This window comes from Microbacterium cremeum (assembly GCF_015277855.1).
GTDB classification, from domain to species: domain Bacteria; phylum Actinomycetota; class Actinomycetes; order Actinomycetales; family Microbacteriaceae; genus Microbacterium; species Microbacterium cremeum.
Genome location: NZ_CP063812.1, coordinates 702,408 through 724,839 on the forward strand (window position 1 = coordinate 702,408; position 22,432 = coordinate 724,839).

Annotated in this window: 28 protein-coding genes; 17 read left to right on the forward strand and 11 right to left on the reverse strand. The window is 70.6% G+C overall.

The window, feature by feature from the left end:
• The first annotated feature begins 104 nt into the window (after window positions 1–104).
• The gene (locus IM778_RS03025) at window positions 105–425 is read left to right on the forward strand and encodes a DUF3467 domain-containing protein (protein WP_194410628.1); all 321 of its coding nucleotides are present in this window, start codon (window positions 105–107) and stop codon (window positions 423–425) included.
• A gap of 164 nt (window positions 426–589) precedes the next feature.
• On the opposite strand, the gene upp is transcribed toward IM778_RS03025, so the two are convergent.
• Complete coding sequence (gene upp / locus IM778_RS03030; RefSeq protein ID WP_194410629.1) at window positions 590–1,222, reverse strand: uracil phosphoribosyltransferase; 633 nt, start codon at window positions 1,220–1,222, stop codon at window positions 590–592.
• A gap of 205 nt (window positions 1,223–1,427) precedes the next feature.
• Between upp and tadA the strand changes: the two genes are divergently transcribed.
• Window positions 1,428–1,859 carry a tRNA adenosine(34) deaminase TadA gene (tadA, locus tag IM778_RS03035; protein WP_194411698.1) on the forward strand — a complete coding sequence of 144 codons (432 nt, stop codon included), beginning with the start codon at window positions 1,428–1,430 and terminating at the stop codon, window positions 1,857–1,859.
• An 85-nt stretch (window positions 1,860–1,944) separates the two neighbouring features.
• Window positions 1,945–2,670 (forward strand): DUF2306 domain-containing protein, encoded by a 726-nt coding sequence (locus IM778_RS03040; RefSeq protein ID WP_194410630.1) that lies wholly within the window; start codon window positions 1,945–1,947, stop codon window positions 2,668–2,670.
• Here IM778_RS03040 and IM778_RS03045 read toward each other — a convergent pair whose 3' ends face one another.
• The 5 genes from IM778_RS03045 to IM778_RS03065 all read right to left on the reverse strand — a co-directional run bounded on the left by IM778_RS03045 (window position 2,671) and on the right by IM778_RS03065 (window position 7,030).
• On the reverse strand, window positions 2,671–3,600 hold the full coding sequence (locus IM778_RS03045) for an LLM class F420-dependent oxidoreductase (RefSeq protein WP_194410631.1): 930 nt from the start codon (window positions 3,598–3,600) through the stop codon (window positions 2,671–2,673).
• A 40-nt stretch (window positions 3,601–3,640) separates the two neighbouring features.
• The gene (locus IM778_RS03050; RefSeq protein ID WP_194410632.1) at window positions 3,641–4,606 is read right to left on the reverse strand and encodes a cation diffusion facilitator family transporter; all 966 of its coding nucleotides are present in this window, start codon (window positions 4,604–4,606) and stop codon (window positions 3,641–3,643) included.
• A 98-nt stretch (window positions 4,607–4,704) separates the two neighbouring features.
• Window positions 4,705–5,817, reverse strand: a complete 1,113-nt coding sequence (locus IM778_RS03055; protein ID WP_194410633.1) for an alpha/beta fold hydrolase — start codon at window positions 5,815–5,817, stop codon at window positions 4,705–4,707.
• 117 nt (window positions 5,818–5,934) lie between these two features.
• A complete protein-coding gene (locus tag IM778_RS03060) occupies window positions 5,935–6,609 on the reverse strand; it encodes an SRPBCC family protein (RefSeq protein WP_194410634.1) in 675 nt (224 codons plus the stop codon).
• A gap of 1 nt (window position 6,610) precedes the next feature.
• Window positions 6,611–7,030, reverse strand: a complete 420-nt coding sequence (locus IM778_RS03065; protein WP_194411699.1) for an ArsR/SmtB family transcription factor — start codon at window positions 7,028–7,030, stop codon at window positions 6,611–6,613.
• A 190-nt stretch (window positions 7,031–7,220) separates the two neighbouring features.
• Between IM778_RS03065 and proC the strand changes: the two genes are divergently transcribed.
• Window positions 7,221–8,063, forward strand: a complete 843-nt coding sequence (gene proC, locus IM778_RS03070; RefSeq protein ID WP_194410635.1) for a pyrroline-5-carboxylate reductase — start codon at window positions 7,221–7,223, stop codon at window positions 8,061–8,063.
• A gap of 2 nt (window positions 8,064–8,065) precedes the next feature.
• On the opposite strand, the gene IM778_RS03075 is transcribed toward proC, so the two are convergent.
• A complete protein-coding gene (locus IM778_RS03075; RefSeq protein ID WP_194410636.1) occupies window positions 8,066–8,737 on the reverse strand; it encodes a potassium channel family protein in 672 nt (223 codons plus the stop codon).
• Window positions 8,730–10,169, reverse strand: coding sequence for a TrkH family potassium uptake protein (locus IM778_RS03080; RefSeq protein WP_194410637.1), 1,440 nt, complete (start codon window positions 10,167–10,169; stop codon window positions 8,730–8,732). Before IM778_RS03080 ends, IM778_RS03075 begins: the two co-directional genes overlap by 8 nt.
• Window positions 10,170–10,239: 70 nt before the next feature.
• Here IM778_RS03080 and IM778_RS03085 point away from each other — a divergent pair, with 70 nt between their 5' ends.
• On the forward strand, window positions 10,240–10,647 hold the full coding sequence (locus tag IM778_RS03085; protein ID WP_194410638.1) for an ArsR/SmtB family transcription factor: 408 nt from the start codon (window positions 10,240–10,242) through the stop codon (window positions 10,645–10,647).
• A 28-nt stretch (window positions 10,648–10,675) separates the two neighbouring features.
• Here IM778_RS03085 and IM778_RS03090 read toward each other — a convergent pair whose 3' ends face one another.
• Together IM778_RS03090 and IM778_RS03095 are read right to left on the reverse strand one after the other, a co-directional pair.
• Window positions 10,676–11,482, reverse strand: a complete 807-nt coding sequence (locus tag IM778_RS03090; protein ID WP_194410639.1) for an ABC transporter permease — start codon at window positions 11,480–11,482, stop codon at window positions 10,676–10,678.
• A complete protein-coding gene (locus IM778_RS03095; protein ID WP_194410640.1) occupies window positions 11,479–12,414 on the reverse strand; it encodes an ATP-binding cassette domain-containing protein in 936 nt (311 codons plus the stop codon). The genes IM778_RS03090 and IM778_RS03095 overlap by 4 nt, the downstream gene beginning before the upstream one ends.
• A 107-nt stretch (window positions 12,415–12,521) precedes the next feature.
• On the opposite strand from IM778_RS03095, the gene IM778_RS03100 reads away from it, so the two are divergent.
• From IM778_RS03100 to IM778_RS03120, 5 genes are all read left to right on the forward strand, one after another.
• Entirely contained in the window at window positions 12,522–13,451 is a 930-nt protein-coding gene (locus tag IM778_RS03100) for a TetR/AcrR family transcriptional regulator (protein ID WP_194410641.1), read from the forward strand.
• Between the two features lie 96 nt (window positions 13,452–13,547).
• Window positions 13,548–13,739, forward strand: coding sequence for a helix-turn-helix domain-containing protein (locus tag IM778_RS03105; RefSeq protein ID WP_019182077.1), 192 nt, complete (start codon window positions 13,548–13,550; stop codon window positions 13,737–13,739).
• Window positions 13,740–13,821: 82 nt separating this feature from the next.
• On the forward strand, window positions 13,822–13,920 hold the full coding sequence (locus IM778_RS03110) for a 30S ribosomal protein bS22 (RefSeq protein WP_003792170.1): 99 nt from the start codon (window positions 13,822–13,824) through the stop codon (window positions 13,918–13,920).
• A 115-nt stretch (window positions 13,921–14,035) separates the two neighbouring features.
• Window positions 14,036–14,335, forward strand: a complete 300-nt coding sequence (locus IM778_RS03115) for a rhodanese-like domain-containing protein (RefSeq protein WP_194410642.1) — start codon at window positions 14,036–14,038, stop codon at window positions 14,333–14,335.
• Window positions 14,332–14,583, forward strand: coding sequence for a glutaredoxin family protein (locus tag IM778_RS03120; protein ID WP_194410643.1), 252 nt, complete (start codon window positions 14,332–14,334; stop codon window positions 14,581–14,583). Before IM778_RS03115 ends, IM778_RS03120 begins: the two co-directional genes overlap by 4 nt.
• Window positions 14,584–14,684: 101 nt before the next feature.
• Here IM778_RS03120 and aspS read toward each other — a convergent pair whose 3' ends face one another.
• A complete protein-coding gene (aspS, locus tag IM778_RS03125) occupies window positions 14,685–16,028 on the reverse strand; it encodes an aspartate--tRNA(Asn) ligase (RefSeq protein ID WP_194410644.1) in 1,344 nt (447 codons plus the stop codon).
• A gap of 53 nt (window positions 16,029–16,081) precedes the next feature.
• On the opposite strand from aspS, the gene IM778_RS03130 reads away from it, so the two are divergent.
• From IM778_RS03130 to ccsB, 7 genes are all read left to right on the forward strand, one after another.
• Window positions 16,082–16,483, forward strand: a complete 402-nt coding sequence (locus IM778_RS03130) for a DUF6264 family protein (RefSeq protein ID WP_194410645.1) — start codon at window positions 16,082–16,084, stop codon at window positions 16,481–16,483.
• A gap of 157 nt (window positions 16,484–16,640) precedes the next feature.
• On the forward strand, window positions 16,641–17,252 hold the full coding sequence (locus IM778_RS03135) for a DedA family protein (protein WP_194411700.1): 612 nt from the start codon (window positions 16,641–16,643) through the stop codon (window positions 17,250–17,252).
• 42 nt (window positions 17,253–17,294) lie between these two features.
• Window positions 17,295–17,924: a histidine phosphatase family protein gene (locus IM778_RS03140; protein ID WP_194410646.1), complete on the forward strand. Its 630-nt coding sequence runs from the start codon at window positions 17,295–17,297 to the stop codon at window positions 17,922–17,924.
• Window positions 17,921–18,541: a TlpA family protein disulfide reductase gene (locus IM778_RS03145; protein WP_194410647.1), complete on the forward strand. Its 621-nt coding sequence runs from the start codon at window positions 17,921–17,923 to the stop codon at window positions 18,539–18,541. Before IM778_RS03140 ends, IM778_RS03145 begins: the two co-directional genes overlap by 4 nt.
• Window positions 18,538–19,398 carry a cytochrome c biogenesis CcdA family protein gene (locus IM778_RS03150; protein WP_194410648.1) on the forward strand — a complete coding sequence of 287 codons (861 nt, stop codon included), beginning with the start codon at window positions 18,538–18,540 and terminating at the stop codon, window positions 19,396–19,398. The genes IM778_RS03145 and IM778_RS03150 overlap by 4 nt, the downstream gene beginning before the upstream one ends.
• Window positions 19,379–21,160 carry a cytochrome c biogenesis protein ResB gene (gene resB / locus IM778_RS03155; RefSeq protein ID WP_194410649.1) on the forward strand — a complete coding sequence of 594 codons (1,782 nt, stop codon included), beginning with the start codon at window positions 19,379–19,381 and terminating at the stop codon, window positions 21,158–21,160. The genes IM778_RS03150 and resB overlap by 20 nt, the downstream gene beginning before the upstream one ends.
• A gap of 5 nt (window positions 21,161–21,165) precedes the next feature.
• Window positions 21,166–22,248, forward strand: a complete 1,083-nt coding sequence (gene ccsB / locus IM778_RS03160) for a c-type cytochrome biogenesis protein CcsB (protein WP_194410650.1) — start codon at window positions 21,166–21,168, stop codon at window positions 22,246–22,248.
• Window positions 22,249–22,432: the final 184 nt, after the last annotated feature.

Here is a 22,432-nt window from a genome sequence, read left to right on the forward strand (position 1 = left end):
GCGTAGACTCGCGCCCACACCGCGCGCGCACCCGCGCCGGCAGCAGGACGGCCATCGCGCGACCCTCGCGCAGGGACGCGCTCCGCGCCCGGACAGGAGGCACCATGACCGACGAGGCCCCGCGCCAGTTCGAGATCGACCTTCCTCCGGAGCTCATCGGGGGCGCCTACGCCGACTTCGCGAACGTGTGGCACACGCCCACCGTCTTCGTCATGGACTTCCTCACCCTCGCGCAGCCGCCGCGCGAGCAGGTCGACGCCGAGACCGGAGAACGTCACACGGTGGTGCCGGCACGCGTGGTGAGCCGCATCCGCATCCCTCCCGAGCAGGTGTTCGAGCTGGCCAAGGCGCTGACGCAGCAGCTCGAGTTCTGGGAGCAAGAGACGGGCCGGCGCAATCCGCAGGGCCCGCCGCTGGTCGACTGACCTGCGCCCTAGACAACCGCACCGGGCATGTCAACCCCGTGTGGTGTGCCCTGGCCACCTCGTAGCCTGACAGCGCGTCCGAGGGACGCGGGCGCGGCATCCGTTCGGCGAGGGGCGGGTGTCGCGCCTGGGCCCCTCGGACGCGACGCGGTCGGAAACCCGCCTCAGACGGTGCCGTAGAGGCGGTCGCCGGCGTCGCCGAGACCGGGCACGATGTAGCCCTTCTCGTTGAGGCGCTCGTCGAGCGCGCCGAGCACGAGCGTGACGTCGCGGCCGTCGACCTGCTTCTCGATCGCCGCGACGCCCTCGGGCGCGGCGAGCAGGCAGATCGCCGTGACGTCCTGCGCGCCGCGGCGGAACAGGAACTCGATCGCGGCGCCGAGCGACCCGCCGGTCGCGAGCATCGGGTCGAGCACGAAGCACTGCCGATCGCTGAGGTCGTCGGGGAGGCGCTCGGCGTACGTCGACGGCTCGAGCGTCTCTTCGTTGCGCACCATGCCGAGGAAGCCCACCTCGGCGGTCGGGATGAGCTTGACCATGCCCTCGAGCATGCCGAGCCCGGCGCGCAGGATGGGCACGACGATCGGTCGCGGCTCGCCGATCTTGACGCCGGTGGTCGTGGTCACCGGCGTCTGGATCTCGACCGGCGTGACCCGCACGTTGCGGGTGGCCTCGTAGGCGAGGAGAGTCACGAGCTCTTCGGTCAGCTGCCGGAAGACCGGCGACGACGTGCGCTGGTCGCGCAGCACCGTGAGCTTGTGGGTGATGAGGGGGTGATCGGCGACGTGCAGGCGCATACGCCCAAGGGTAGTGCCCGTCCCGCCCCTCCTCCGATGGGAAAAGACCAGCCGATCTTCCCGACACGCCGGTGGCGACCGCTGCGCCTCGGCGTGTCTGATCGCCGGCTGGTGTTTTCGCAGTGCGGGCGCGGGAACGGGCGAGGCGGGGCGGACGCCGGGATAGCCTCGTGCTGTGAACCTCGACCCGGCCGATCTCGCGGCGATGGAACGCGCGCTCGCGCTCGCCGTCGCGGCGGGGGCGGCCGGCGACGTGCCGGTCGGCGCGGTGGTGACGGATGCCTCGGGCACGGTGATCGGCGAAGGCCGCAACCTGCGCGAGGTCACGCACGACCCGACCGCCCACGCCGAGGTCGTCGCGCTGCGGGAGGCCGCGACGGCGATCGGCTCGTGGAACCTCGAGGGCTGCACGCTCGTGGTGACCCTGGAGCCGTGCGTCATGTGCGCGGGTGCGGTGCTGCAGTCGCGCATCGGTCGGCTCGTGTTCGGCGCGTGGGACGAGAAGGCCGGCGCCGCGGGGTCGGTGTACGACGTCGTGCGCGACCGGCGCCTGCCCTATCGCGCCGAGGTCGTCGCGGGCGTGCACGAGGCCGAGGCATCCGCCCTTCTGCGGGACTTCTTCGACGCACGCCGCTGACCCGCCGCCCGGGGGACAGCCGCCGGGGGGATGCGGGGGTCTGCACCCTGCTGAGCGGAGGCGCGGCGGGCCTAGCGTGACTCGCGTGACCCGCCTCATCGAACCCGTCCGCACCGCACCGGCCGTCGCACGGCCGGGCGGCATCCGCTCCCGCATCGGCTGGACGTTCGTGCTGCTCACGGCGCTCGCGATCGTCGCGTACGCCGCCACGCCGTACTTCACCGCGACGCTGACCACGCTCGCCGGCGACGGCGTGGGACTCGCGTCGACGTATGCCGACGCCGCCCCGTTCGTGCAGGGCGCCTTCTACGCCCACATCGTCGGCGGTGCGGTGGCGCTCGCCCTCGGACCCCTGCAGTTCTGGCGCGGGCTGCGTGACCGGGCTCCGCGCGTGCACCGCTGGGTCGGCCGCACATACCTCGTCGGCGTCGCCGTCGGAGCCGTCGCGGGGTTGATCATCGCTCCGACGAGTCGCGCCGGGTACGTCGCGTTCTTCGGGTTCGGCGCGCTCGCCGTGCTGTGGCTCGTCACCGCGTGGCGCGCCTACCGCGCGATCCGCCGTCACGACGTGCCCAGCCACCAGGCGTGGATGATCCGCAACTACGCCCTCACGTACTCGGCGGTGACGCTGCGCATCTGGCTGCCCCTTCTGCTGCTGGCGCCGCTCGCGCTCGGTCAGCCGTGGGAGATGGAGACGGCGTTCGCCGACGCGTATGCCGCCGTGCCGTTCCTGGCCTGGCTCCCGAACCTCGTCGTCGCCGAATGGCTCGTCCGGCGGCGGGGCCTGCCGTCGTACCGACTGCCGGTCTGATCAGCGGGGCAGGCGGGGCAGCACCTCGGCACCGAGGTACTCGACCTGCGAGAGGTCCTGCAGGTCGATGAGCTGGAAGTACACGCGCTGCGCCCCGAGCGCCGCCAGCCGCTCGACCTTCGCGACGATCTCGTCGCGGCCGCCGACGATGTTGGTGTCGCCGCGCAGCTCGGCGACGGTGCGTCCGATGTTCGCCGCGCGCCGGTCGAGTTCGGCCTCGGATGCCGCGGCCAGCGTGGGCAGAGCGACCGACAGCTTGAGCGTGTGAGGGTCGCGGCCGACGCGTTCGCACGCGGCGCGGACGCCCGCGAACTTCTCGGCGATCACGTCCTCGGGCTGGAACCCGATGTTGAACTCGGTCGCGAACCGGGCCGCGAGCTCGGGCGTGCGCCGGGGGCCTGCGCCGCCGACGATGACCGGCACGCGCGACTGGACCGGCTTGGGAAGGGCCGGTGCCTCGGCCAGCCGGTAGTGGTCGCCGGTGAAGCTGTAGGTCGTGCCCACCGGCGCCGACCAGAGCCCGGTGACCAGCTCGAGCTGCTCCTCGAGCAGACCGAACCGCTTCGCCGGAAACGGGATGCCGTAGGCCCGGTGCTCGCGTTCGAACCACCCGGTGCCGAGCCCGAGCTCGACGCGCCCGCCCGACATCGCGTCGACCTGAGCGACCTGGATCGCCAGGATTCCGGGCACGCGGTAGGTGACCGACGAGACCAGTGTGCCGAGGCGGATGCGCGAGGTCTCGCGCGCGAGCCCTGCGAGCGTGGTCCACGCGTCGGTGGGGCCCGGCAGGCCGTCGTCGTCGCCCATGTGCAGGTAGTGGTCGGAACGGAAGAACCCGTCGAAACCGAGCAGCTCGCCGGTCTGCGCGAAGGCGAGCTGGTCGTCGTAGGTCGCGCCGCCCTGCGGCTCGGTGAACAGGCAGTACTCCATGCGTGGGTCCTTGAGCGTGTATTCGCGAGCGTGGCGGCGGTCAGTCGGCGGACTTGATGACGAACTCCTCCGTCGGGGGAGTCCGGTCGGTGCCGGGGCGGTAGATGTCGGGCTCGAAGTAGATCACTCGCGCTGTCGGCACCGCCGCACGGACGCGGGCCTCGATGCGATCGATGTCGGCGGCGACGTGGGCGAGCGGCGAGTCCGAGGCGAAGCCGAGCTTGGCGGCGACGAGGAGCTCGTCCGGACCGAGGTAGAGCGTCTTGATGTGGATGAGCTTCTCGACTTCGGGCCCGTCCTGGATGGCGTCGACGATGCGCCGGTGATCGGCATCCGTCGCCCCTTCCCCGACGAGCAGGCTCTTCGTCTCGATGCCGAGCGTGATCGCGACGAGGATCAGCAGCGTTCCGATCATGAGCGTGCCGATCGCATCGAACAGGGGGTTGTGCGTGATCGCGCTGAGGCTGACGGCGACGAGCGCGAACGCCAGGCCGAGGAGCGCGGCGATGTCTTCGAGCAGCACGACGGGCAGCTCGGGCGCCTTCGCGTGACGGACGAACGACACCCACGACTGGCCCTTCGCCCGGACATGGTTGCTCTCGCGAATCGCGGTGCGCAGCGAGAACGACTCGAGCACGATGGCGATCACGAGCACGGCGATCGGGATCCACACGTTCTCGATCTCGTGCGGGTGGGTGAGCTTGTCGACGCCTTCGTAGATCGAGAACAGGCCACCGACCGAGAACAGGATGATCGAGACGACGAACGCGTAGACGTAGCGTTCGCGGCCGTAGCCGAACGGGTGCTCGCGGTCGGCGGCGCGCTTGGCGCGGCGGCCGCCGAGGAGCAGGAGCAGCTGGTTGCCGGAGTCGGCGACCGAGTGGATCGCCTCGGCGAGCATCGACGCCGAGCCCGAGAGCAGCCATGCGATGAACTTCGCGATCGCGATTCCCAAGTTCGCCAGAAACGCCGCGATGATCGCCTTGCCGCCGCCGGAAGCACTCATGCGACGAGTCTACGGATGCCGCGGCCCCCGCCCCGCGCCGCCCCGCGCCGCGGTCGGGCACGGGCGCCGGGGTCGTTCGCGGAGCCCTCGTCGAAGGGTCAGTCGGAGGAGCGCAGGATGATCGCCTCGGTCGGCGGCGAGGGGTTCTGCGGGTGCCCGACGTAGCCGATCACCTCGAGGAGCGCGTGACGGAACTCGACCGGACGCTCCAGGTGCGGCGAATGGCCCGTGCCCTCGAGCGCGAGCTCGCGCACCTCGCCGCCCGCCTCGGCGTAGCGGCCCAGCACATCGCGCGTCTGCGACACCATCTCCTGCGCGGGCGCGACCTCGTCGCCGGGCCATCCGGGGATGACGCCGAGCTTGCCGAGGTTGTTGAGGTCGTAGAAGGACGAGTCCGACACGATGGCGTCGACGGTGCCGTGGATCCACAGGATCGGGGGCTTGTCGGCGAGCTCTGCGATGCCCGACACGTCGAAGTGCCCGGGCGTCATCGTGTTGAGCACGCCGACCGTGCCGGCGCCGAAGCCGGGCCAGCTCTCGCTGGTGACGGAGTCGCCGGGGTAGTTGCCGGTGGCGGTCGAGGTGGTGAGCATCGACTCGACCCACACGTCCTCGTGCTCGGTCTCGTAGCCGGCCGCGACGTAACCGGCGCGGAAGACGCTCCGCGGCGACGTCGGCGCTTCGTCGGACGTGTCGCGGTCGGTCAGGCGCTGCACGAAGTCCGGGTTCGCGCCGCCGCCGCCGCATCCCGCGTCGTCGTCGGTCAGACGGCTGCCGTCGCGCCGGGTTCCGCCGAACCCGTACGGCGACACCGGCGCCTGCAGCGTGAGGCTCAGCACCGGGTGGTCGAGGGCGTACTGCATGATGACGCCGGCGCCCATGGACCAGCCCACGAGGTGCGCGGTCGCGATGCCGAGCGCCTCGAGAGTGGCGTGCACGTCGTCGCTGAAGTCGCGCACGCCGCGCGTGGCGTCGATGGGGAGGTGCTCGGATCCTCCGAACCCGCGGAGGTCGATCGCCAGCACGCGCAGATCCGACGGCAGATCGAGCATGGTCTCCTGCCAGAACAGCGACGACGAGACGTTGCCGTGGATGAACACCACAGTGCGCTCGGGCGGCGTCGCCGCGGAATCGCCCGTGCGCTCGAGCACATTGACCGCGAGGCGCGGGGTCTCGACGAGTCGGGCCGTGATGCCGTCGAAGAGGGTCATTCTGGGTGCCTCCGGAGTCCGCGCGGGAGCGCCGTCACCCCCGCAGTTCCGAGCATAGACCGTCGCGATCGACGTTGGTGAACCGCCTCTCAGGTTGTGCGGGGTGACGGCGCCGGCTCACGCGTCGGGCATCTCCACCGCCGCCTGCCCGGTGTAGAAGGCGTAGGTGTTGTCGGCGGCGCGGACGGCGGCCTCGGGGTCGGCGCCCCCGGCGGCGTGCGCGCGGCCCCACGCGGTGGCGGCGGCGCGGTGGAACGCCTTGCCCTCGTCCGACACGGCCCACGTCTCGGCCGCTCCCGGAGGCAGCTCGGTGTTGCCGGCGAGGTGGAGCGCGAGACCCAGCAGGCCGCCGTCCCACCCGACGCCGGTCGCGCCGGGGCCGAACTGCTCCCAGAAGCCGGGCGGCACGTCGGCCGCGCGGGCGGTGTGCTCGAGCTCGAACCGCGTCGTGTCGTCGCCGATCGAGGTCAGGCGCACCACGACCCAGCTGCTGCCGCCGCCGTACTCCCACGTGATGCGGTAGTGCGCCGCGCCGTCGGCGGGCGGCGCGCATTCGAGCACCTCGCCGCCGGCGTTGCCCTCGAGCTGATAGCGCCCGCCCAGCCGCAGCTCGCCGCTGACGGGGAGGAACCAGCGCGGAATCCGCTCGGGGTTCGTCACGGCGTCCCACACGTCGTCGATCGGGCTGGGGTATTCCTGCTCGAGGGTCTGGACGTACGCCTCGTCGCCGTCCACCTTCACGGTGTCGACGCTGCGCGTGACGGCGTCGACCTGGGCGTTCACATCGACCATGTCAGTTCTCCTCTGGTTCGTCGGGGTCGGATGGTCCATCGGGGGCGGGCGCGGCATCCGTCGCCTGCCCGGCCGTCTCGGCCGCTTCGGCCGCGAGCCGCCGCGACCGGCGGCCGCGAGCGAGCTCGGTGCCGAGGGCATCGAGGTGCGGCTGCCAGAACCGGCGGAACGGGTCGAACCACGAGGCCGCGGACTCGAGCGGCTCGGGGTCGATCGCGTAGAGCCGGCGCGTGCCTTCGGGGCGCACGGTGGCCAGGCCCGACTCTCGCAGCACGCGCAGGTGCTGCGAGACGGCCGGCTGCGAGATGCCGAACTCGCCCTGCACGACGTCGCCGATCTCGCCGGCGCTGCGCTCGCCGTCCGCGAGGAGTTCGAGGATGCGCCGGCGCACCGGGTCGCCGAGGATGTCGAGCGCGTGCACGAAACCTATATTTGCACCCGTCCTTATATAAGTCAACACGCAAATCATCGAACCGCGTACCCGACTCGGGATGGCCCGCCGGCGGAATCGGCGGGCGCCCCGAGTTTCCGCGGAAGGCGCGGGCCTGCGGCCGCACTCTTGCGGAGTTGCGGCACGGGTGGGCGGGGAGGCGGGCACGTAGGATGGCCGGATGGCCGCCGTCGTACCGCCCCTTCCGCCCATCGCGATCCTCGGCGCCGGCTCGATGGGCGGCGCGATCGCACGCGGACTGTCCCGTTCGGGCCTCGCCGCGGCGGTCACGACCACGAACCGCTCGCGCGCGAAGGCGGCCGAGCTCGACGGCCTCGACGGCGTCACGAGCGTCGCGCTCGAGGAACACCCGACCGGGAACACGGATGCCGCAGCCGCCGCCGACGTCGTGCTCGTCGGCGTGAAGCCGGCCATGGTGCCCGACCTGCTGCGCGAGATCGCTCCGGCGCTGCGACCGGGCGCGATCGTGGTGAGCCTCGCGGCCGGGGTCACGATCCAGACGTTCGAAGACCTCCTCGGCGACGACGCGGTCGTGCTCAGATCGATGCCGAACACGCCGTCCCTGGTCGGGCGCGGCGTGACCGGCCTCGCCGCCGGGACGCGCGCCGACGCCGAGGCCACCGCGGTGGCGCGGCGGCTGTTCGAGACCGTCGGCACGGTGGTCGAGGTGCCGGAGGCGCAGATCGACGCGCTGTCGACCATCTCGGGCTCGGGCCCCGCGTACTTCTACCTCGTGGTCGAGGAGTTCACCAAGGCCGCCGTCGGGAAGGGGTTCGACGAGGCCGAGGCGCGGCTCATGGCCGAGCAGACCTTCATCGGCGCGGCCGCGCTGCTCGAGGCATCCGCAGGCGACCCGGCCGAGCTGCGCCGTCGCGTGACGAGCCCCAAGGGCACGACCGAGCGGGCGGTCGCGGTGCTGCACGACGCGCGCCTCGACGACGTCTTCACGCGCGCCACCGACGCCGCCCTCGCCCGCGCGAGGGAACTCGCCGCCGGGGCGTAGCCTCAGCGGTCGAGCGCGGCGAAGCGCTCGATGTCGGAGTTCGTGCCCGACACGATGATCAGGTCGTGGTTGGTGACGACCGTGTTCGCCTCGGCGTACCGGAACGGCCGGCCCGGGCTCTTCACGCCGACGACCGTGACGTTGTACTTCGTGCGGACACCCGACTCGTTCAGGCCCACGCCGCGCACGAACTTCGGCGGGTACATCTTCGCCAGCACGAAGTCGTCGTCGAAGCGGATGAAGTCGAGCATGCGCCCGCTGACGAGGTGCGCGACGCGCTCGCCCGCTTCGCGCTCGGGGTAGATCACGTGGTTCGCGCCGACGCGGGCGAGGATCTTGCCGTGCGACTGCGACACCGCCTTCGCCCAGATCTGCGGCACCTTGAGGTCGACGAGGTTCGCCGTGATGAGGACGGATGCCTCGATCGACGAGCCCACCGCGACCACCGCGACCTGGAAGTCCTGTGCGCCGATCTGCTTGAGGGCGTCGAAGTTGCGGGCGTCCGTCTGCACCGTGTGCGTCACCCGTTCGGACCACTTCTGCACGAGTTCGAGGTTCTCGTCGATCGCGAGAACTTCGCGGTCGAGTCGGTCCAGCTCTCCCGCGCACGCGGCGCCGAAGCGACCGAGCCCGATCACCAGGACAGGGGCGTCGCTTCTGATCCGCTCAACCAACGATGGGCCTCTCCACGGGCAGCTGGTACAGCTGCGTACTCGACCGCGCCGCCACGGCGGCAGCGATTGTCACTGTACCAATGCGTCCCATCAGGATCGTCACCGCCATGATGTACTTGCCCACGTCCGGCAGCGACTCGGTGACGCCGGTCGAAAGTCCGACCGTGGCGAAGCCCGAGATCACGTCGAACAGCACGAAATCGATCCGCTGCTGAGTGATCTGGCCGAGGATGATGGTGCTCAGCGCGACGATCGTCGACCCCCACCACACGACCGAGAGCGCGACGCGCTGGACGTCGCTGGGGATCCTGCGACCGAAGACCTCCACCCACTGACGACCCCGTGCCTCGGCCGCCGCGGCGAGGATGAGCACGGCGAGCGTCGTGACCTTGATGCCCCCGGCGGTGGATGCCGACCCGCCGCCGACGAACATGAGCATGCAGGCCACGATGATGCTCGACCCGTTCAGCTCGTCCATGTCGAGCACGGCGAATCCGCCGGAGCGGGTCATCACCGACAGGAAGAAGCTCTGGAACGTCGTGTCCCACGCATCGGCGCGCCCGAGGGTCTCGGGGTTGAGGTACTCGAGCGCGAGGAACGCGACCGCGCCGGCCACCCACAGGAACGCGACGCACAGCAGCGTCAGCTTGGTGTGAAGCGACCACTTCCGCATGTGCCAGTGGTGCTTGGAGAGCGAGTAGATGACGGGGAACCCGACGCTGCCCACCATGACGCTCACGGCCATGACCGTCAGGAACCAGTAGTTGGTCGCGAACGACGCGAGGCCGTCGGGGGTGGGCGTGAAGCCCGTGTTGGTGAACGACATCGCCGCGAAGTAGGGCGCCTGCCAGAGCGCGGTCAGCGGATCGGTGCCGCTGAGCAGCATCGCCGGGTACAGCAGCACGGCCACGACGGCTTCGATGAGGAGCGTGCTCAGCGCGATGGTCCGCAGCAGCTGGCCCACTTCGCCCAGCCGCACGCCTTGCTCCTCCTTCACGGGGCCCGCGTGGGAGCGCAGCGGATTGGTGTCGCCGGCGGCGACGAGCTTCGCGCGCAGACCCAGCCGCCGCGAGATCACCACGCCCATCATGGCGCCGAAGGTGAGCACCCCCATCGCGCCGATGTTGACGCCGAGGAAGATCATCGAGTTGCCGAACGCCGACCAGTGCGTGCCCATGTTGACGGTCACCAGGCCCGTCACGCAGATGGTCGACACCGCGGTGAAGAACGCGTCCGCGAGGGGGGTGACGCGGCCGTCCGCCGAGGAGATGGGCAGCGACAGCAGTGCCGTGAACAGCAGGACCAGCGACGTGAAGACGAGGATCGCGAATCGCGCCGGCGAGGAGGTCGTGAAGCGGCGGATCGCGCTGAAGACGAGTCGGGGGCTCGGCGACGCGGCGCGCAGGACGCCGCGAGTCGAGCCTTGACTCATCCGCCGGCCCCCTTCGTATGGAAAGACCCGAGTCATGGTACTCCGCAAGGGTCCCGACTAATCTGAGCACATGGCGGACATCTTCGACGTGATCGCGGACGGCACGCGTCGCGACATCCTGCGACTCCTGCTCGACAGATCGACCGCCGGCGAACACGGCACCAGCGTGTCGCATATCGTGCACGAGCTCGGCGCGAGCCAGCCGACCGTCTCGAAGCACCTCAAGGTGCTGCGCGATGCCCATCTGGTCTCGGTGCGCGAGGAGGGGCAGCACCGCTACTACAGCCTGTCCGCCGAGCCGCTCGACGAGGTCGACGACTGGCTCGTGCCGTTCCTCGACGGCGCGACCGCCGAGCCCGTCGCCGCGCAGCCTTCGCTGCCCGACTCCGCCGCGCACGCCGCCGAGGTCGTCGGCCGGGCCGCGGCATCCGCCAAGCACGCCCTCGAGAGCGCCCTCAAGAGGCTTCCCGGCCGCTGAGCCCGCTCGGTCCCCGAGAGAGTGGGGGTCAGCGCCTGCCGGCCTTGCGGCGGAACAGCCACGCGCCCCACACGAACGACACCACGAGGATCCCCACGCACCACGCGATCGCCCACACGGCGGTGTCGCCGACCGGCGTGCCCATGAGCAGGCCCCGGATCGTCTCGATGAGCGGGGTCACCGGCTGGTACTCCGCGACGCCCTGGAGCCATTCGGGCATCGTCCCGACCCGCACGTAGGCGCTCGAGAGATACGGGAGGAACAGGATGATGAACCCGTATCCGTTCGCACCCTCCGGGCTGCCCGACGCGAGGCCGATGGCCGCGAACAGGTAGGTGATCGCGAGGATCCACAGTGCGATGACGCCGATCGCCCCGATCCAACCCCACGCGTCGGCGGTCGGCCGGAACCCGACGAGCAGGGCGACGCCGATCACGATGGCGGTCGCGAACAGATTGCGCAGCAGGCTGGCGACGACGTGCCCGGTGAGCACGGCGCTCGCGCGCAGCGGCATCGTGCGGAACCGGTCGATGATGCCGGCCTTCATGTCGCCGGCCACGTACACGGCCGTCGACGCGGCGCCGAAGCCGGCGCAGGTGAGGATCACCCCCGGCACCACGTAGTTCACGTAGTCGCTGGTGGGGTCGATCGCGCCGCCGAACACCCAGGTGAACACCAGCATGAGCATCACCGGGAGCAGGATCGCCATGAGCAGGGATTCGCCGTCGCGCAGCGAGTGCAGCAGGCTGCGGCCGACGAAGACGCTCTCGGCGGTGAGCCCCGAGATGCGCGGGCGCAGCGCGGGAGCTGCGGGGGAGGCGGTCACGGTGGTCATGCGTTCTCCTTCAGGGGGGATGCCTCGGCGTCGCGCGCAGCGGCGCGGCCGCGGCCGTCGGACGAGGTGAGGGTGAGGAACACGTCATCGAGGGTGGGACGGCGCAGGGTCACGACGCCCTCCGCGCCGGACTCGTCGAGCACGTCGAGAGCGCGGCGGAGGTCGGTCACGGTGCCGTCGGTGGGCACCTCCCGCAGCAGGTCGCCGTGGGCGTCGTGGAGCTCGACGGTGTCGCCGCCGACGCGCGACTTCAGCGCCGCGGGGGTGCCGCTGGCGACCACGCGCCCGCCGTCGAGCACCGCGATGCGGTCGGCGAGCTGATCGGCCTCCTCGAGGTACTGCGTCGTCAGGAACACCGTCGTGCCGGCCTCGGCGAGGGAGCGGATGACGTCCCACAGCTCGCGGCGGCTGCGGGTGTCGAGTCCGGTGGTGGGCTCGTCGAGGAAGAGCACCTCGGGGGTCACCACGAAGCTGAGGGCCAGGTCGAGCCGGCGCCGCATGCCGCCGGAGTAGGCGCCGACGCGCTTGGCTGCGGCATCCGTCAGCGCGAAGCGTTCGAGCAGCTCGGACGCTCGCGTGCGCGCCGCACGATTCGACAGGCCCGACAGGCGCGCCAGCATCACGAGGTTCTCGGTGCCGGTGAGGACGTCGTCGACGGCAGCCGACTGCCCGGTGAGGCTGATGCGCTGCTTCACCTGTTCCGGTGCGCGCACGACGTCGATGCCCGCCACGGTGGCGGTGCCGGCGTCGGGCCGAACGAGCGTGGTGAGGATGTTGATCGTGGTGGTCTTGCCGGCGCCGTTGGGGCCGAGGAGGGCGAAGACCTCGCCGCGCTGGACGGTGAGATCCAGTCCGTCCAGGACGCGGTGACGCCCGAACCCCTTTCGCAGTCCGCGGACTTCGACGGCCGGTGGTGTGGATCGGCTGCTCATCGAGGCATCCCTTCGTGTGATCTGTGTACTACGGAAACTGTTTACGTCGGTAACTGTTTATGACCGTAACACACTGTTTACGTGCTAAACAGTCCTAGACTGACGGGATGACGGACGCCCCCGACCTCGAGCTGCCGCGCGGCATCGCCCTCGCGTGGGGCGTCGCGGCCAACCCGCAGCGCGGTCCCAAGCGCGAGATGAGCGTCGAGCGGATCGTCGAAGCCGCCGTCGAGATCGCGGATGCCGAGGGCCTGGGCGCCGTCTCGATGGCCGCCGTGGCCGCGAAGCTGGGCTTCACGCCGATGTCGCTCTACCGTTACGTCACCGCCAAGGACGACCTGATCCTGCTCATGCAGGAGGAGGCGACGGGGCTCCCGTCGGAGGAGACCCTCACCGCCGGCGACTGGCAGGCGCGGCTGACGGCGCTCTACCGCGAGCAGGTGGAGCAGTACGTGCGCCACCCGTGGGTGCTCGAGGTGCCGATCACCGGCTCGCCCGCGACACCCAACAGCGCCGCGTGGATGGATGCCGGACTCGCCGCGCTCGCCGACACGCCCCTCAGCCACGAGGAGCGGCTCTCGGTGCTGCTGCTGGTCACCGGCGCCGCGCGCTGGACGGGCATCGTGCTCGCCGGTTATCAGCGCGCCGAGCGGGACGGCGGGCTCAGCGGCGTGGACATCACCGCGCGCGAGGACGCGATGTTCCGCGCGCTCATCACGGCGGACGCCTACCCCCACCTGCGCGCCGCCATCGATGCCGGGGTCTTCCTCGACGAGTCGGACCCGTTCGTCTTCGGCCTCGAGCGCGGTCTCGACGGCGTCGCGGCCTACATGGACGTCGTCGCTCAGGGGCGCACCGTGGAGCGCGTGCCGTTGATGCCCCTGGAAGACGCCGACATCGCCGACGACAAGAAGTACCGCGAGGCGCGCAAGGCGGTGAGGGACGCCGAGAAGGCGCTTCGCGACGCCCGCAAGCTCGAACGACAGGCTGCTCGAGACGCTCGCGAGCGCCGGGCGCGCGTGCGAGGCGACTCCTGACGGCGCGGTACCAGCTGTCTCACAGGCCACACAGGTTTACACACGCCCCTCGACGGTTCTAGAGTGTGGTCAGGACTTCTGGGGAAGGGGATCGACATGGCGGAGCTGCCGGACGTGCGCTTCCTCACGGTGGCTGAGGTGGCCGAGCTCATGCGCGTCTCGAAGATGACGGTGTACCGCCTCGTGCACTCGGGCGAGCTGCCCGCGGTCCGGTTCGGTCGCAGCTACCGGGTGCCCGAGTCCGCGGTGACCGAAGCACTGCAACGGCCGATCGCCGACGTCGGCTAGACTGATCCGAGGCATTTTTCGAAATCTGCCGGTTCCCGGGCGAGCACGTGCGCGCCCAGACCCCGACATAGTGAGGTTCTCCGTGGGTTCTGTCATCAAGAAGCGCCGCAAGCGCATGGCGAAGAAGAAGCACCGCAAGCTGCTTCGCAAGACTCGCCACCAGCGCCGCAACAAGAAGTAAGCGGCATCCGCACCAAGCGTCCCCCGACCGGCGCCCGTCTTCGCAGACGCGGCACTCGGTCGACGGGGGCGCTTCGTGTCTGCGGTGAGCCCGCCCGTCCCTCGAGAGGCCGATCATGAAGTCCATCACCGTCCACGAACTGCGCGAGCGTGAGGGCACCCCGCTCATCGACGTGCGCGAGGAGTGGGAGTTCGAGACGGGGCGCGTGCCGGGCGCGGTCAACCTGCCGATGTCGACCATCGGCGACCGGCTCGACGAGTTGCCCGACGGCGCCTTCGACGTCATCTGCAAGGTCGGCGGCCGCTCCGCCCGCGTGGCCGAGGCCCTCGCCGCCCGCGGCTACGACGCGACCAACGTCGACGGCGGCACCGACGAGTGGATCGCCGCCGGCTACCCCGTCGAAGGCGCCGCGTGACGACGCTCACGCTCATCGGCAAGCCGGACTGCCACCTCTGCGACGTCGCGCGCGAGGTCGTCGAGACGGTCGTCGCCGAGCTTCCCGACGACGCCGTCGAGGTCGAGGAGCTCTCGATCGCGGACGACCCCGCACTGTACGCGCTGTGGTGGGAGAAGATCCCGGTCGTGCTGATCGACGGCGAGCTGCACGGTCACTGGCGGGTGTCGCCCGACCGGCTGCGCGCCGCGCTCACCGCTGCCGGCTGATCGGACCGCCTGCGCGGCATCCGTCGGTCGTCCTTCACCCCGGTGTTCTCGCAACACCGCGCGGCGGGCCGCGGATGCCGGGACCCGCGCCCGCGGCGAGGTCAGGGGGCGAGGCGGGTGGGACCCCGGAAGAGGTACGTGACCTCGCGGATCGAGTCCTGCCCGAGCAGCAGCATCAGCACGCGGGCCAGGCCCATGCCGAATCCGCCGTGGGGCGGGGCGCCGTAGCGGAAGAAGTCGAGGTAGAAGTCGAGGTGCTCGGGCTCGAGACCCTTCTCCTTCGCCTGCTCGACGAGCACGTCGACGCGGTGCTCGCGCTGGGCGCCCGTCGTGATCTCGACGCCCTTGAAGAGCAGGTCGTACGACTTGGTGAGCCCGGTCTCTTCGTCGCGCATGTGGTAGAACGCGCGGATCTCGGGGTGGTAGTCGGTGATGAAGACGAACTGGTGGCCGTAGGTCTCCTCGACGTGCGCCGAGATCTGACGCTCGCCCTCGGGGTCGAGGTCGCCGTCGGTGCGGGGGATCTCGTAGCCGCGGGCCTTGACGATCTCGCGGGCCTCCGCGAGCGGGATGCGCGGGAACGGGATCGCGGGAACCTGCACCTCGATGCCGAACAGCTCCTCGATCTCGGCGCCGTGCTTGGCCTTGACCGCGGCGATCGCGGTGGCGAGGAGCTCCTCCTGCATGCGCGCGACGTCTTCGTGCGAGTCGATCCAGCTGATCTCGGCGTCGATCGAGGTGAACTCCGTCGCGTGACGGCTCGTGAACGAGGGGTCGGCGCGGAAGGCCGGCGCGATCTCGAAGATCTTGCCGAAACCGGCGACCTGCGCCATCTGCTTGAAGAACTGCGGCGACTGCGCGAGGTACGCGGTCTGGTCGCCGAAGTACTCGAGCGAGAACAGCTCGGCGTTGGACTCGGAGGCCGACGCCATGAGCTTCGGCGAGTGCACCTCGATGTAGTCGCGCTCGATCCAGTACGAGCGCATCGCGTGCTCGAGGGTCGTCTGCACGCGGAAGATGAGGTTGTTGCGGCGCTGCCGCAGGTCGAGGAAGCGCCAGTCCATGCGCTTGTCGAGGCCGGAGTCGGCGGCGATCGGCGTCTCGGGGAGCGCGGCGGCCGCGATGTCGAGCGAGCCGATCTTGATCTCGACGCCGCCGAGCTTCACGCGCTCGTCGTGCTTGAGCACGCCGTGCACCGTGAGGAAGGTGCCGGTGGCCAGCTCCGAGATGGTGCTGGTGAGGGCGAGGGATGCCTCTGCCGCGGCGTCCGCGTCGTCGGCCGGCTCGCGCGTGGCCGGGTTGACCAGTTGCACCGCGCCGGTCTCGTCGCGCAGGATGACGAACTGCACCTTCTTCTGGTCACGAACGGTCTCGACCCATCCGGACACCGAGACGGGTCCGTCGGCGAGACCCTGCAGCTGCTGGACGAGAACGCGTTCACTCACGAGGGTCAAGTGTACGTTGACGCGGAGTTCCCGCCCGCCGGTACGATTCGGGCATGACGACGCCGCCCTACTCCGAGCCGTCCGCGACGGCGTGGCCGCCGGCGCCGCCCGCGAAGCGCCCGGTGAGGACGCTGGATGTCGTCGTCACGATCGTGCTGCTGGTGGCGGACGGCGTGCTCGCCGCCCTCGCCTCGATCATGGGCATGTTCCTCGTGATGGCATCGGACCCGTGCGGCGTGGTCACGTGCAGCAGCGACCTCATCATGGTCGGGTGGCTGATGGGCATGATCCTGCCGTGGCTCGCGTTCGTGGCGACGGCGATCGTGGCGATCGTGCTCATGGTGAAGCGGCGTCTCGCCTTCTGGGTGGCGCTGATCGGCGCCGGGGCGATCGTGCTGTCGCTCGTGCTCGCCTTCGTCGTGACCGCCGCGGGGGTGCCCGGCTCGAGCCTGTGACCTGCTCGTCGCGGTGACCCCCTGCCGCTTCCGGGGGTCTGCACCCAGGAACGGTTCACATTCGTCGCCTAACGTCGAAGGCGTGACAGAGATCAGTGCGACTGCCACCTCCGACGGCTCCTGGCTCAGCTCCCTCGCGGACTGGGCCGTCTCGTTGATGGACGTGATCGGCCCCGCCGGCGCCGGACTCGCCATCGCGATGGAGAACCTGTTCCCGCCGCTGCCGAGCGAGGTGATCCTGCCGATGGCGGGTCTGGCCTCCAGCCGTGGCTCGTTCACGCTCTTCGAGGCCCTGTTCTGGACGACGGCAGGTTCGGTGGTCGGCGCGATGCTGCTGTACGGCCTCGGCGCGTGGCTCGGCGTCGCGCGGCTGCGGGCCATCGCCGCGAAGGTGCCGCTGCTGCACCCCGAAGACATCGACCGCACCGTCGCGTGGTTCTCGCGGCACGGCGGCAAGGCGGTGTTCTTCGGGCGCATGATCCCGATCTTCCGCAGCCTCATCTCGATCCCCGCCGGCATCACGCGCATGCCGCTGTGGCGGTTCGCGCTCCTGACGACCGCCGGCAGCCTCATCTGGAACTCGATCTTCGTGCTGTCGGGCTTCGTCCTCGGTGAGTCGTGGCACATCGTGGAGCGGTATGCCGACATCCTCCAGTACGTCGTGATCGCTGCGACCGTGCTGGGAGTCGCGTGGTTCGTGTACGTGCGGGTGCGTGCGCTCGTCAGCGAGCGCGGATGGCGATCGGGCGCCGAGCCGGAGCTGGACTGACGCTCAGCCGCCCCACAGAACGAGCCGCCGTAGACTGGTCGGGTGCCCGCTGACCGCCTCCATCTCGTGCGCCACGGGGAGGTCCACAATCCTCGCCGCGTGCTCTATGGGCGACTCCCGGGGTACGGACTGAGCTCCGACGGGCGGCGCATGGCGCGCCAGGCGGCCGAGTTCGTCCACGCGATGCAGCGCCCCGTGTCGTCGCTGGTGTGCTCGCCGCTGCAGCGCACGCGCGAGTCGGCCGAGCCGTTCGGCGAGGTCTTCGGGATCGAGCCCGTCATCGACGAGCGGGTGATCGAGCCGACCAACGTGTTCGAGGGCAAGCGGATGGCGCTCGCCCTGGTCAATCCCTGGAACTGGCGGCACCTGCGCAAGCCGGCGCTGCCCAGCTGGGGCGAACCGTACGCGGACGTCGTGGGTCGCATGAACGCGGCCATGACGCAGGCGTGGGATGCCGCGGACTCGGGCGACGTCGTGATCGTCTCGCACCAGCTCCCGATCTGGATCACGCATCTCGCGGTCGCGGGACTCCCGCTGCGGCACGACCCCCGCGAGCGGCGCTGCGCGCTGTCGAGCGTGACGAGCTTCGAGATGGTCGACGGCAAGTGGACCGAGACCGCCTACGCCGAGCCGGCGTCCACGGCGGGCGCGGTGGATGTGGGGGCGGTATGACCGGGCGAGCCGGGGCGAGACGCGGGCTGCGGGGCGCGGCATCCGTCGTCTTCGCATTCTCTCTCGTCGCCGGACTGGCGGCGTGCACGAGCGATCCGCTGGCCGATCAGTACCGCGATGGTGACAACAAGGGCTTCATCGCGGCGAGCGGCGTGCGCTACGTCGAGATCCCCGAGGCCGAGCGCACCGAGCCCATCGACTTCGAAGGCGTACTCGACACCGGCGGCACGGTGACCGAGGCCGACTTCGCGGGCGACGTGCTGGTCGTGAACTTCTGGTACGCCGCGTGCGCGCCGTGCCGCGTCGAGGCGCCCGCGCTGGACGAGGCTCACGCGGCGCTGGCGGGCGAAACCGTGTCGTTCCTGGGGGTGAACCTCTACGACGGCGCCGAGGCGTCGCGGGCGTTCGCCGAGACATACGGGATCCGGTATCCGAGCGCGCTGGCGACCGAGGACGGCTCGATCAAGCTGGCCTTCGCCGGCCAGACGCCGCTGAACGCCGTGCCCTCGACGCTCGTCCTCGACAGCCAGGGGCGCGTCGCGGTGCGCATCATCGGGCAGCTCGAAGACGCCTCGATCCTCGAGACCCTGGTGCGCGAGACGCTGGAGGAATCGTGAACCTCGCCGAGATCGTCGCCGACGGCTCGCTCCTGATCGCGATCCCGATCGCCGTGCTCGCCGGCGTCCTGTCGTTCCTCTCGCCGTGCGTGCTGCCGCTCGTGCCGGGATACCTGGGCTTCATCGGGGGAGCGGTGGCACCGCGGCCCGTGCCCGTGGGCGCTGCGGGCGTTCCGACACGGTCGCCGGCGCTCCCTCGCTCGACGACCGAAGGTCCGCGGTCGTCGAGCGAGCGCAGCGAGACGAAACGCCCCGACCCGACGAGCGCGGCCGAGCCCCGACGCGGGCGGCTCGTGCTCGGGGTGCTGCTGTTCATCGCGGGGTTCACGGTCGTGTTCGTGAGCATGGCGATGCTCGGCGGAACCCTCGGCCGGTTCCTGCTCGAGTACGCCGATGTCATCACGCGCGTGCTCGGCGTGTTCGTCATCGCGATGGGCTTCGTCTTCATCGGCTGGTTCGGCCTCGCGCAGCGCATCTCGCGCCCGCAGGTCCGCGGCAACCTCGGCCTCGTCGGCGCGCCGCTGCTGGGCGTCGCCCTCGGCATCGGATGGGCGCCGTGCATCGGACCGACCCTCGCGGTGATCCTCACGATGGCGTTCGACTCGGGCTCGGCGGGCCGGGCGGCGCTGCTCGGCGTCGCATACTCGCTCGGGCTCGGCATCCCGTTCCTGCTGCTCACGCTCGGCTTCGGGTGGGCGACGCGCTCGGTCTCGTTCGTGCGACGCCACATCCGCGTCGTCAACCTGGTCGGCGGCGGCCTGCTCATCGTCCTCGGCCTGCTGATGGTGACCGGCGTGTGGACCTCGATCATGGCCCAGCTGCAGGGGGTGTTCGCGAGTGTCCCGACCCCGCTCTGACGCGGCGGGCTCCGCGACCGCGGAGCCGGTCGAGGGGACGCTGCGCCCGGCCGACCACGCCGACGCCGCCGACGACCCTCGCGACGCCTCGGCAGGCTCCGCGGCCGACGGGCCCGCGCTCGGCGTCGTCGGATGGATGCGGTGGGGCTGGCGCCAGCTGACCTCGATGCGCACGGCGCTCGTGCTGCTGCTGCTCCTCGCGATCGCCGCGGTGCCGGGGTCGCTCGTGCCGCAGCGCAGCGCCGACCCGAACGGGGTCACCCAGTACTTCCAGAACAACCCCGACCTGGCGCCGGTCCTCGACAACCTCAGCATGTTCGACGTGTACACGTCACCGTGGTTCTCGGCGATCTACATCCTGCTGTTCGTCTCGCTCGTGGGCTGCATCATCCCGCGCACGCGGCACCACTACAAGGCCCTGCGCGCGAAGCCGCCGCGCACGCCCGCACGGCTCGGGCGCCTGGAGGCGTACCGCTCCGAGACGCTCGAGTACGCGGATGACGCGGATGCCGCAGCCGCGGCATCCGGAGCGATCGAAGTCGCCCGGCAGCAGCTGAAGAAGGCGGGCTACCGCGTCGAGCGCTACGACACGCGCACCGCACTGTCGGTCTCGGGGGAGCGCGGCTACCTGCGCGAGACCGGCAACCTCGTCTTCCACGCGTCGCTCGTGGGCGTGCTGCTCGCGGTCGGCATCGGCGGCGGGCTCACCTACACCGGCCAGACCGTCATCATCGAGGGCCGCACGTGGGTCAACACGCTGCTGGACTACACGTCGTTCAACCCGGGACGCTTCGTCGACGAGGAGACCGCCCTCGCACCGTACTCGCTCACCCTCGACCGGTTCGACGTGACGTATCAGCCGCTCGGCAGCCAGGGTCAGGGCCAGGCCGGCGACTTCGTCGCGAACCTCACCACGCAGCTCGCGGGCGGCGAGCCGGTGACGGGCGAGGTGCGCGTCAACCAGCCGCTCGAGATGGCCGGCGACCGCATCTACCTCATGGGCAACGGATACGCGCCGACGCTCACGATCCGCGACGCCGAGGGCGACGTGATCTTCTCGGAGTCGGTGCCGTTCCTGCCGCAGGACACCAACATGACCTCGCTCGGCGTGGTCAAGGTGCCCGACGGCCTCGACGAGCAGCTGGGCCTCGTGGGCTTCTTCTACCCGACGCAGGTGATGCGCCAGGACGGCGCCTTCGCGTCGGCGTACCCGGCTCTGACCAACCCCGTCGTCACCCTCGACGTGTACGAGGGGGACCTCGGCATCGACGGCGGCGTGCCACGGTCGGTGTACACGCTCGACACGAGCGAGATGGACAAGCTCACCGGCCGCGGCACCGACGTCGAATCGATCGAGCTCGCGCCCGGCGAGACCGCCGACCTGCCCGGCGGACGCGGCACGGTGACCTTCGAGAACGAGGCGACGGACGCCGCCGGCGGCTACGACGGATCGGTCAAGAGGTACGTGTCGCTGTCGATCCATCGGGATGCCGCGGCCACGTGGGTGCTGCTGTTCGCGGTCCTCGCGACCGCGGGCCTGCTCGCCGGGCTGTTCGTTCCGCGCCGCCGCATGTGGGTCAAGGCGACGACCCGCGGCGATGCCGTGGAGCTCGAGTACGCCGGGCTCGCGCGCGGTGAGGACCCGGCGCTCGCGGCCGCCGTCGAGCAGTTCGCCCAGCGCCACCTCGCCTCGCTCGCGCACGCCCCCGCGAATTCCGAAGAACCCCCGCCGGGGGGCCGCACCCGCCCCGACGTAGACTGAGAGCCATGCCCGAAGCATCCGTGTTCAGCGCTGCCGCCGCCGAGACCCAGACGCTCGGACTCGAGTCGATCTCGGTGCTGCTGGTCTGGACGGCGATCACGATCTACGCGCTCGCGTTCGCGGCGTACGCCGTCGACCTGGCGCGGCGGGGCGCCGCGGCGGTGGACGCGAAGGATGCCGCGACCCGGCGCGAGCGCGAGCTCGTCGGCGCCGGGGTCGGCTACGCCGGCTCGGTCGACGCGATGCGGGCACAGGAGCATGCCTCCGAGGCGGCGCTGCACGCCCCGATCGGGCGCCGTGAGCGCTTCGTGTGGGCACGCATCGGCACGTCGCTGACGGTGCTCGCCTTCCTGTTCCACCTCGGCGCGGACGTGACGCGCGGCATCGCCGCGGGTCGGGTGCCGTGGTCGAACATGTACGAGTTCGCGCTCACCGGCACCCTGCTCATCGTCGCCGTGTATCTGGCCGTGCTTCTGCGCTACGACCTGCGCTTTCTCGGCACGTTCATCACGGGTCTGGTGGCGGTGCTGCTGGGGGGGACGGCGATCTGGTTCTACACCGAGATCGTGCCCCTCATGGACCCGCTCAAGTCGGTGTGGCTCGTCATCCACGTCTTCGTCGCCTCGCTCGCGACGGCGCTGTTCGCGCTCGCGTTCGGGCTGTCGGTGCTGCAGCTCATGCAGGCGCGACGGGAGCGCAAGACGGCGGCGACCGTCGGGGCCGAAGACGGCGGCGACGTCAGGACCGGACCGAAGTTCCTCCGCACGCTGCCGAGCGCCGACGCGCTGGAGTCCCTGGCGTACCGGTTCGCGATCATCGGCTTCATCTTCTGGACCTTCACCCTCATCGCCGGCTCGATCTGGGCGAACGACGCCTGGGGCCGCTACTGGGGCTTCGACACGAAGGAAGTCTGGACGTTCGTCATCTGGGTGCTGTACGCGGGGTACATCCACGCGCGTGCCACACGCGGGTGGCGCGGCGCCCGATCGGCCTGGCTCTCGATCATCGGGTTCACCGCGGTGATCTTCAACTTCACGATCGTCAACATGTTCTTCAAGGGCCTCCACGCCTACTCCGGACTGAGCTGAGCCCAGCCGGACGCCACTGCATTCCGTCTGCGGCATGCGGCGGTTCGGAGAGTTCTCCCGAAATCTCTCTTGACGATCTCCCACGGCGGGGCTAACTTTGCCCGCGGGTCGGTTCGCCGACCGCCCGGTCCTCGGACCAGGTGGTCGTCGCAGTCGACTTGGGGTTGTTTCATCGCCGGGGTTC

Coding starts and splice junctions, on each gene's coding strand:
- IM778_RS03025 (WP_194410628.1), top strand. CDS start 105: ATGACCGACGAGGCCCCGCGCCAGTTCGAGATCGACCTTCCTCCGGAG.
- upp (WP_194410629.1), bottom strand. CDS start 1,222: ATGCGCCTGCACGTCGCCGATCACCCCCTCATCACCCACAAGCTCACG.
- tadA (WP_194411698.1), top strand. CDS start 1,428: ATGGAACGCGCGCTCGCGCTCGCCGTCGCGGCGGGGGCGGCCGGCGAC.
- IM778_RS03045 (WP_194410631.1), bottom strand. CDS start 3,600: ATGGAGTACTGCCTGTTCACCGAGCCGCAGGGCGGCGCGACCTACGAC.
- IM778_RS03050 (WP_194410632.1), bottom strand. CDS start 4,606: ATGAGTGCTTCCGGCGGCGGCAAGGCGATCATCGCGGCGTTTCTGGCG.
- IM778_RS03055 (WP_194410633.1), bottom strand. CDS start 5,817: ATGACCCTCTTCGACGGCATCACGGCCCGACTCGTCGAGACCCCGCGC.
- IM778_RS03060 (WP_194410634.1), bottom strand. CDS start 6,609: ATGGTCGATGTGAACGCCCAGGTCGACGCCGTCACGCGCAGCGTCGAC.
- proC (WP_194410635.1), top strand. CDS start 7,221: ATGGCCGCCGTCGTACCGCCCCTTCCGCCCATCGCGATCCTCGGCGCC.
- IM778_RS03080 (WP_194410637.1), bottom strand. CDS start 10,169: ATGAGTCAAGGCTCGACTCGCGGCGTCCTGCGCGCCGCGTCGCCGAGC.
- IM778_RS03085 (WP_194410638.1), top strand. CDS start 10,240: ATGGCGGACATCTTCGACGTGATCGCGGACGGCACGCGTCGCGACATC.
- IM778_RS03090 (WP_194410639.1), bottom strand. CDS start 11,482: ATGACCACCGTGACCGCCTCCCCCGCAGCTCCCGCGCTGCGCCCGCGC.
- IM778_RS03095 (WP_194410640.1), bottom strand. CDS start 12,414: ATGAGCAGCCGATCCACACCACCGGCCGTCGAAGTCCGCGGACTGCGA.
- IM778_RS03100 (WP_194410641.1), top strand. CDS start 12,522: ATGACGGACGCCCCCGACCTCGAGCTGCCGCGCGGCATCGCCCTCGCG.
- IM778_RS03105 (WP_019182077.1), top strand. CDS start 13,548: ATGGCGGAGCTGCCGGACGTGCGCTTCCTCACGGTGGCTGAGGTGGCC.
- IM778_RS03115 (WP_194410642.1), top strand. CDS start 14,036: ATGAAGTCCATCACCGTCCACGAACTGCGCGAGCGTGAGGGCACCCCG.
- IM778_RS03130 (WP_194410645.1), top strand. CDS start 16,082: ATGACGACGCCGCCCTACTCCGAGCCGTCCGCGACGGCGTGGCCGCCG.
- IM778_RS03135 (WP_194411700.1), top strand. CDS start 16,641: ATGGACGTGATCGGCCCCGCCGGCGCCGGACTCGCCATCGCGATGGAG.
- IM778_RS03145 (WP_194410647.1), top strand. CDS start 17,921: ATGACCGGGCGAGCCGGGGCGAGACGCGGGCTGCGGGGCGCGGCATCC.
- ccsB (WP_194410650.1), top strand. CDS start 21,166: ATGCCCGAAGCATCCGTGTTCAGCGCTGCCGCCGCCGAGACCCAGACG.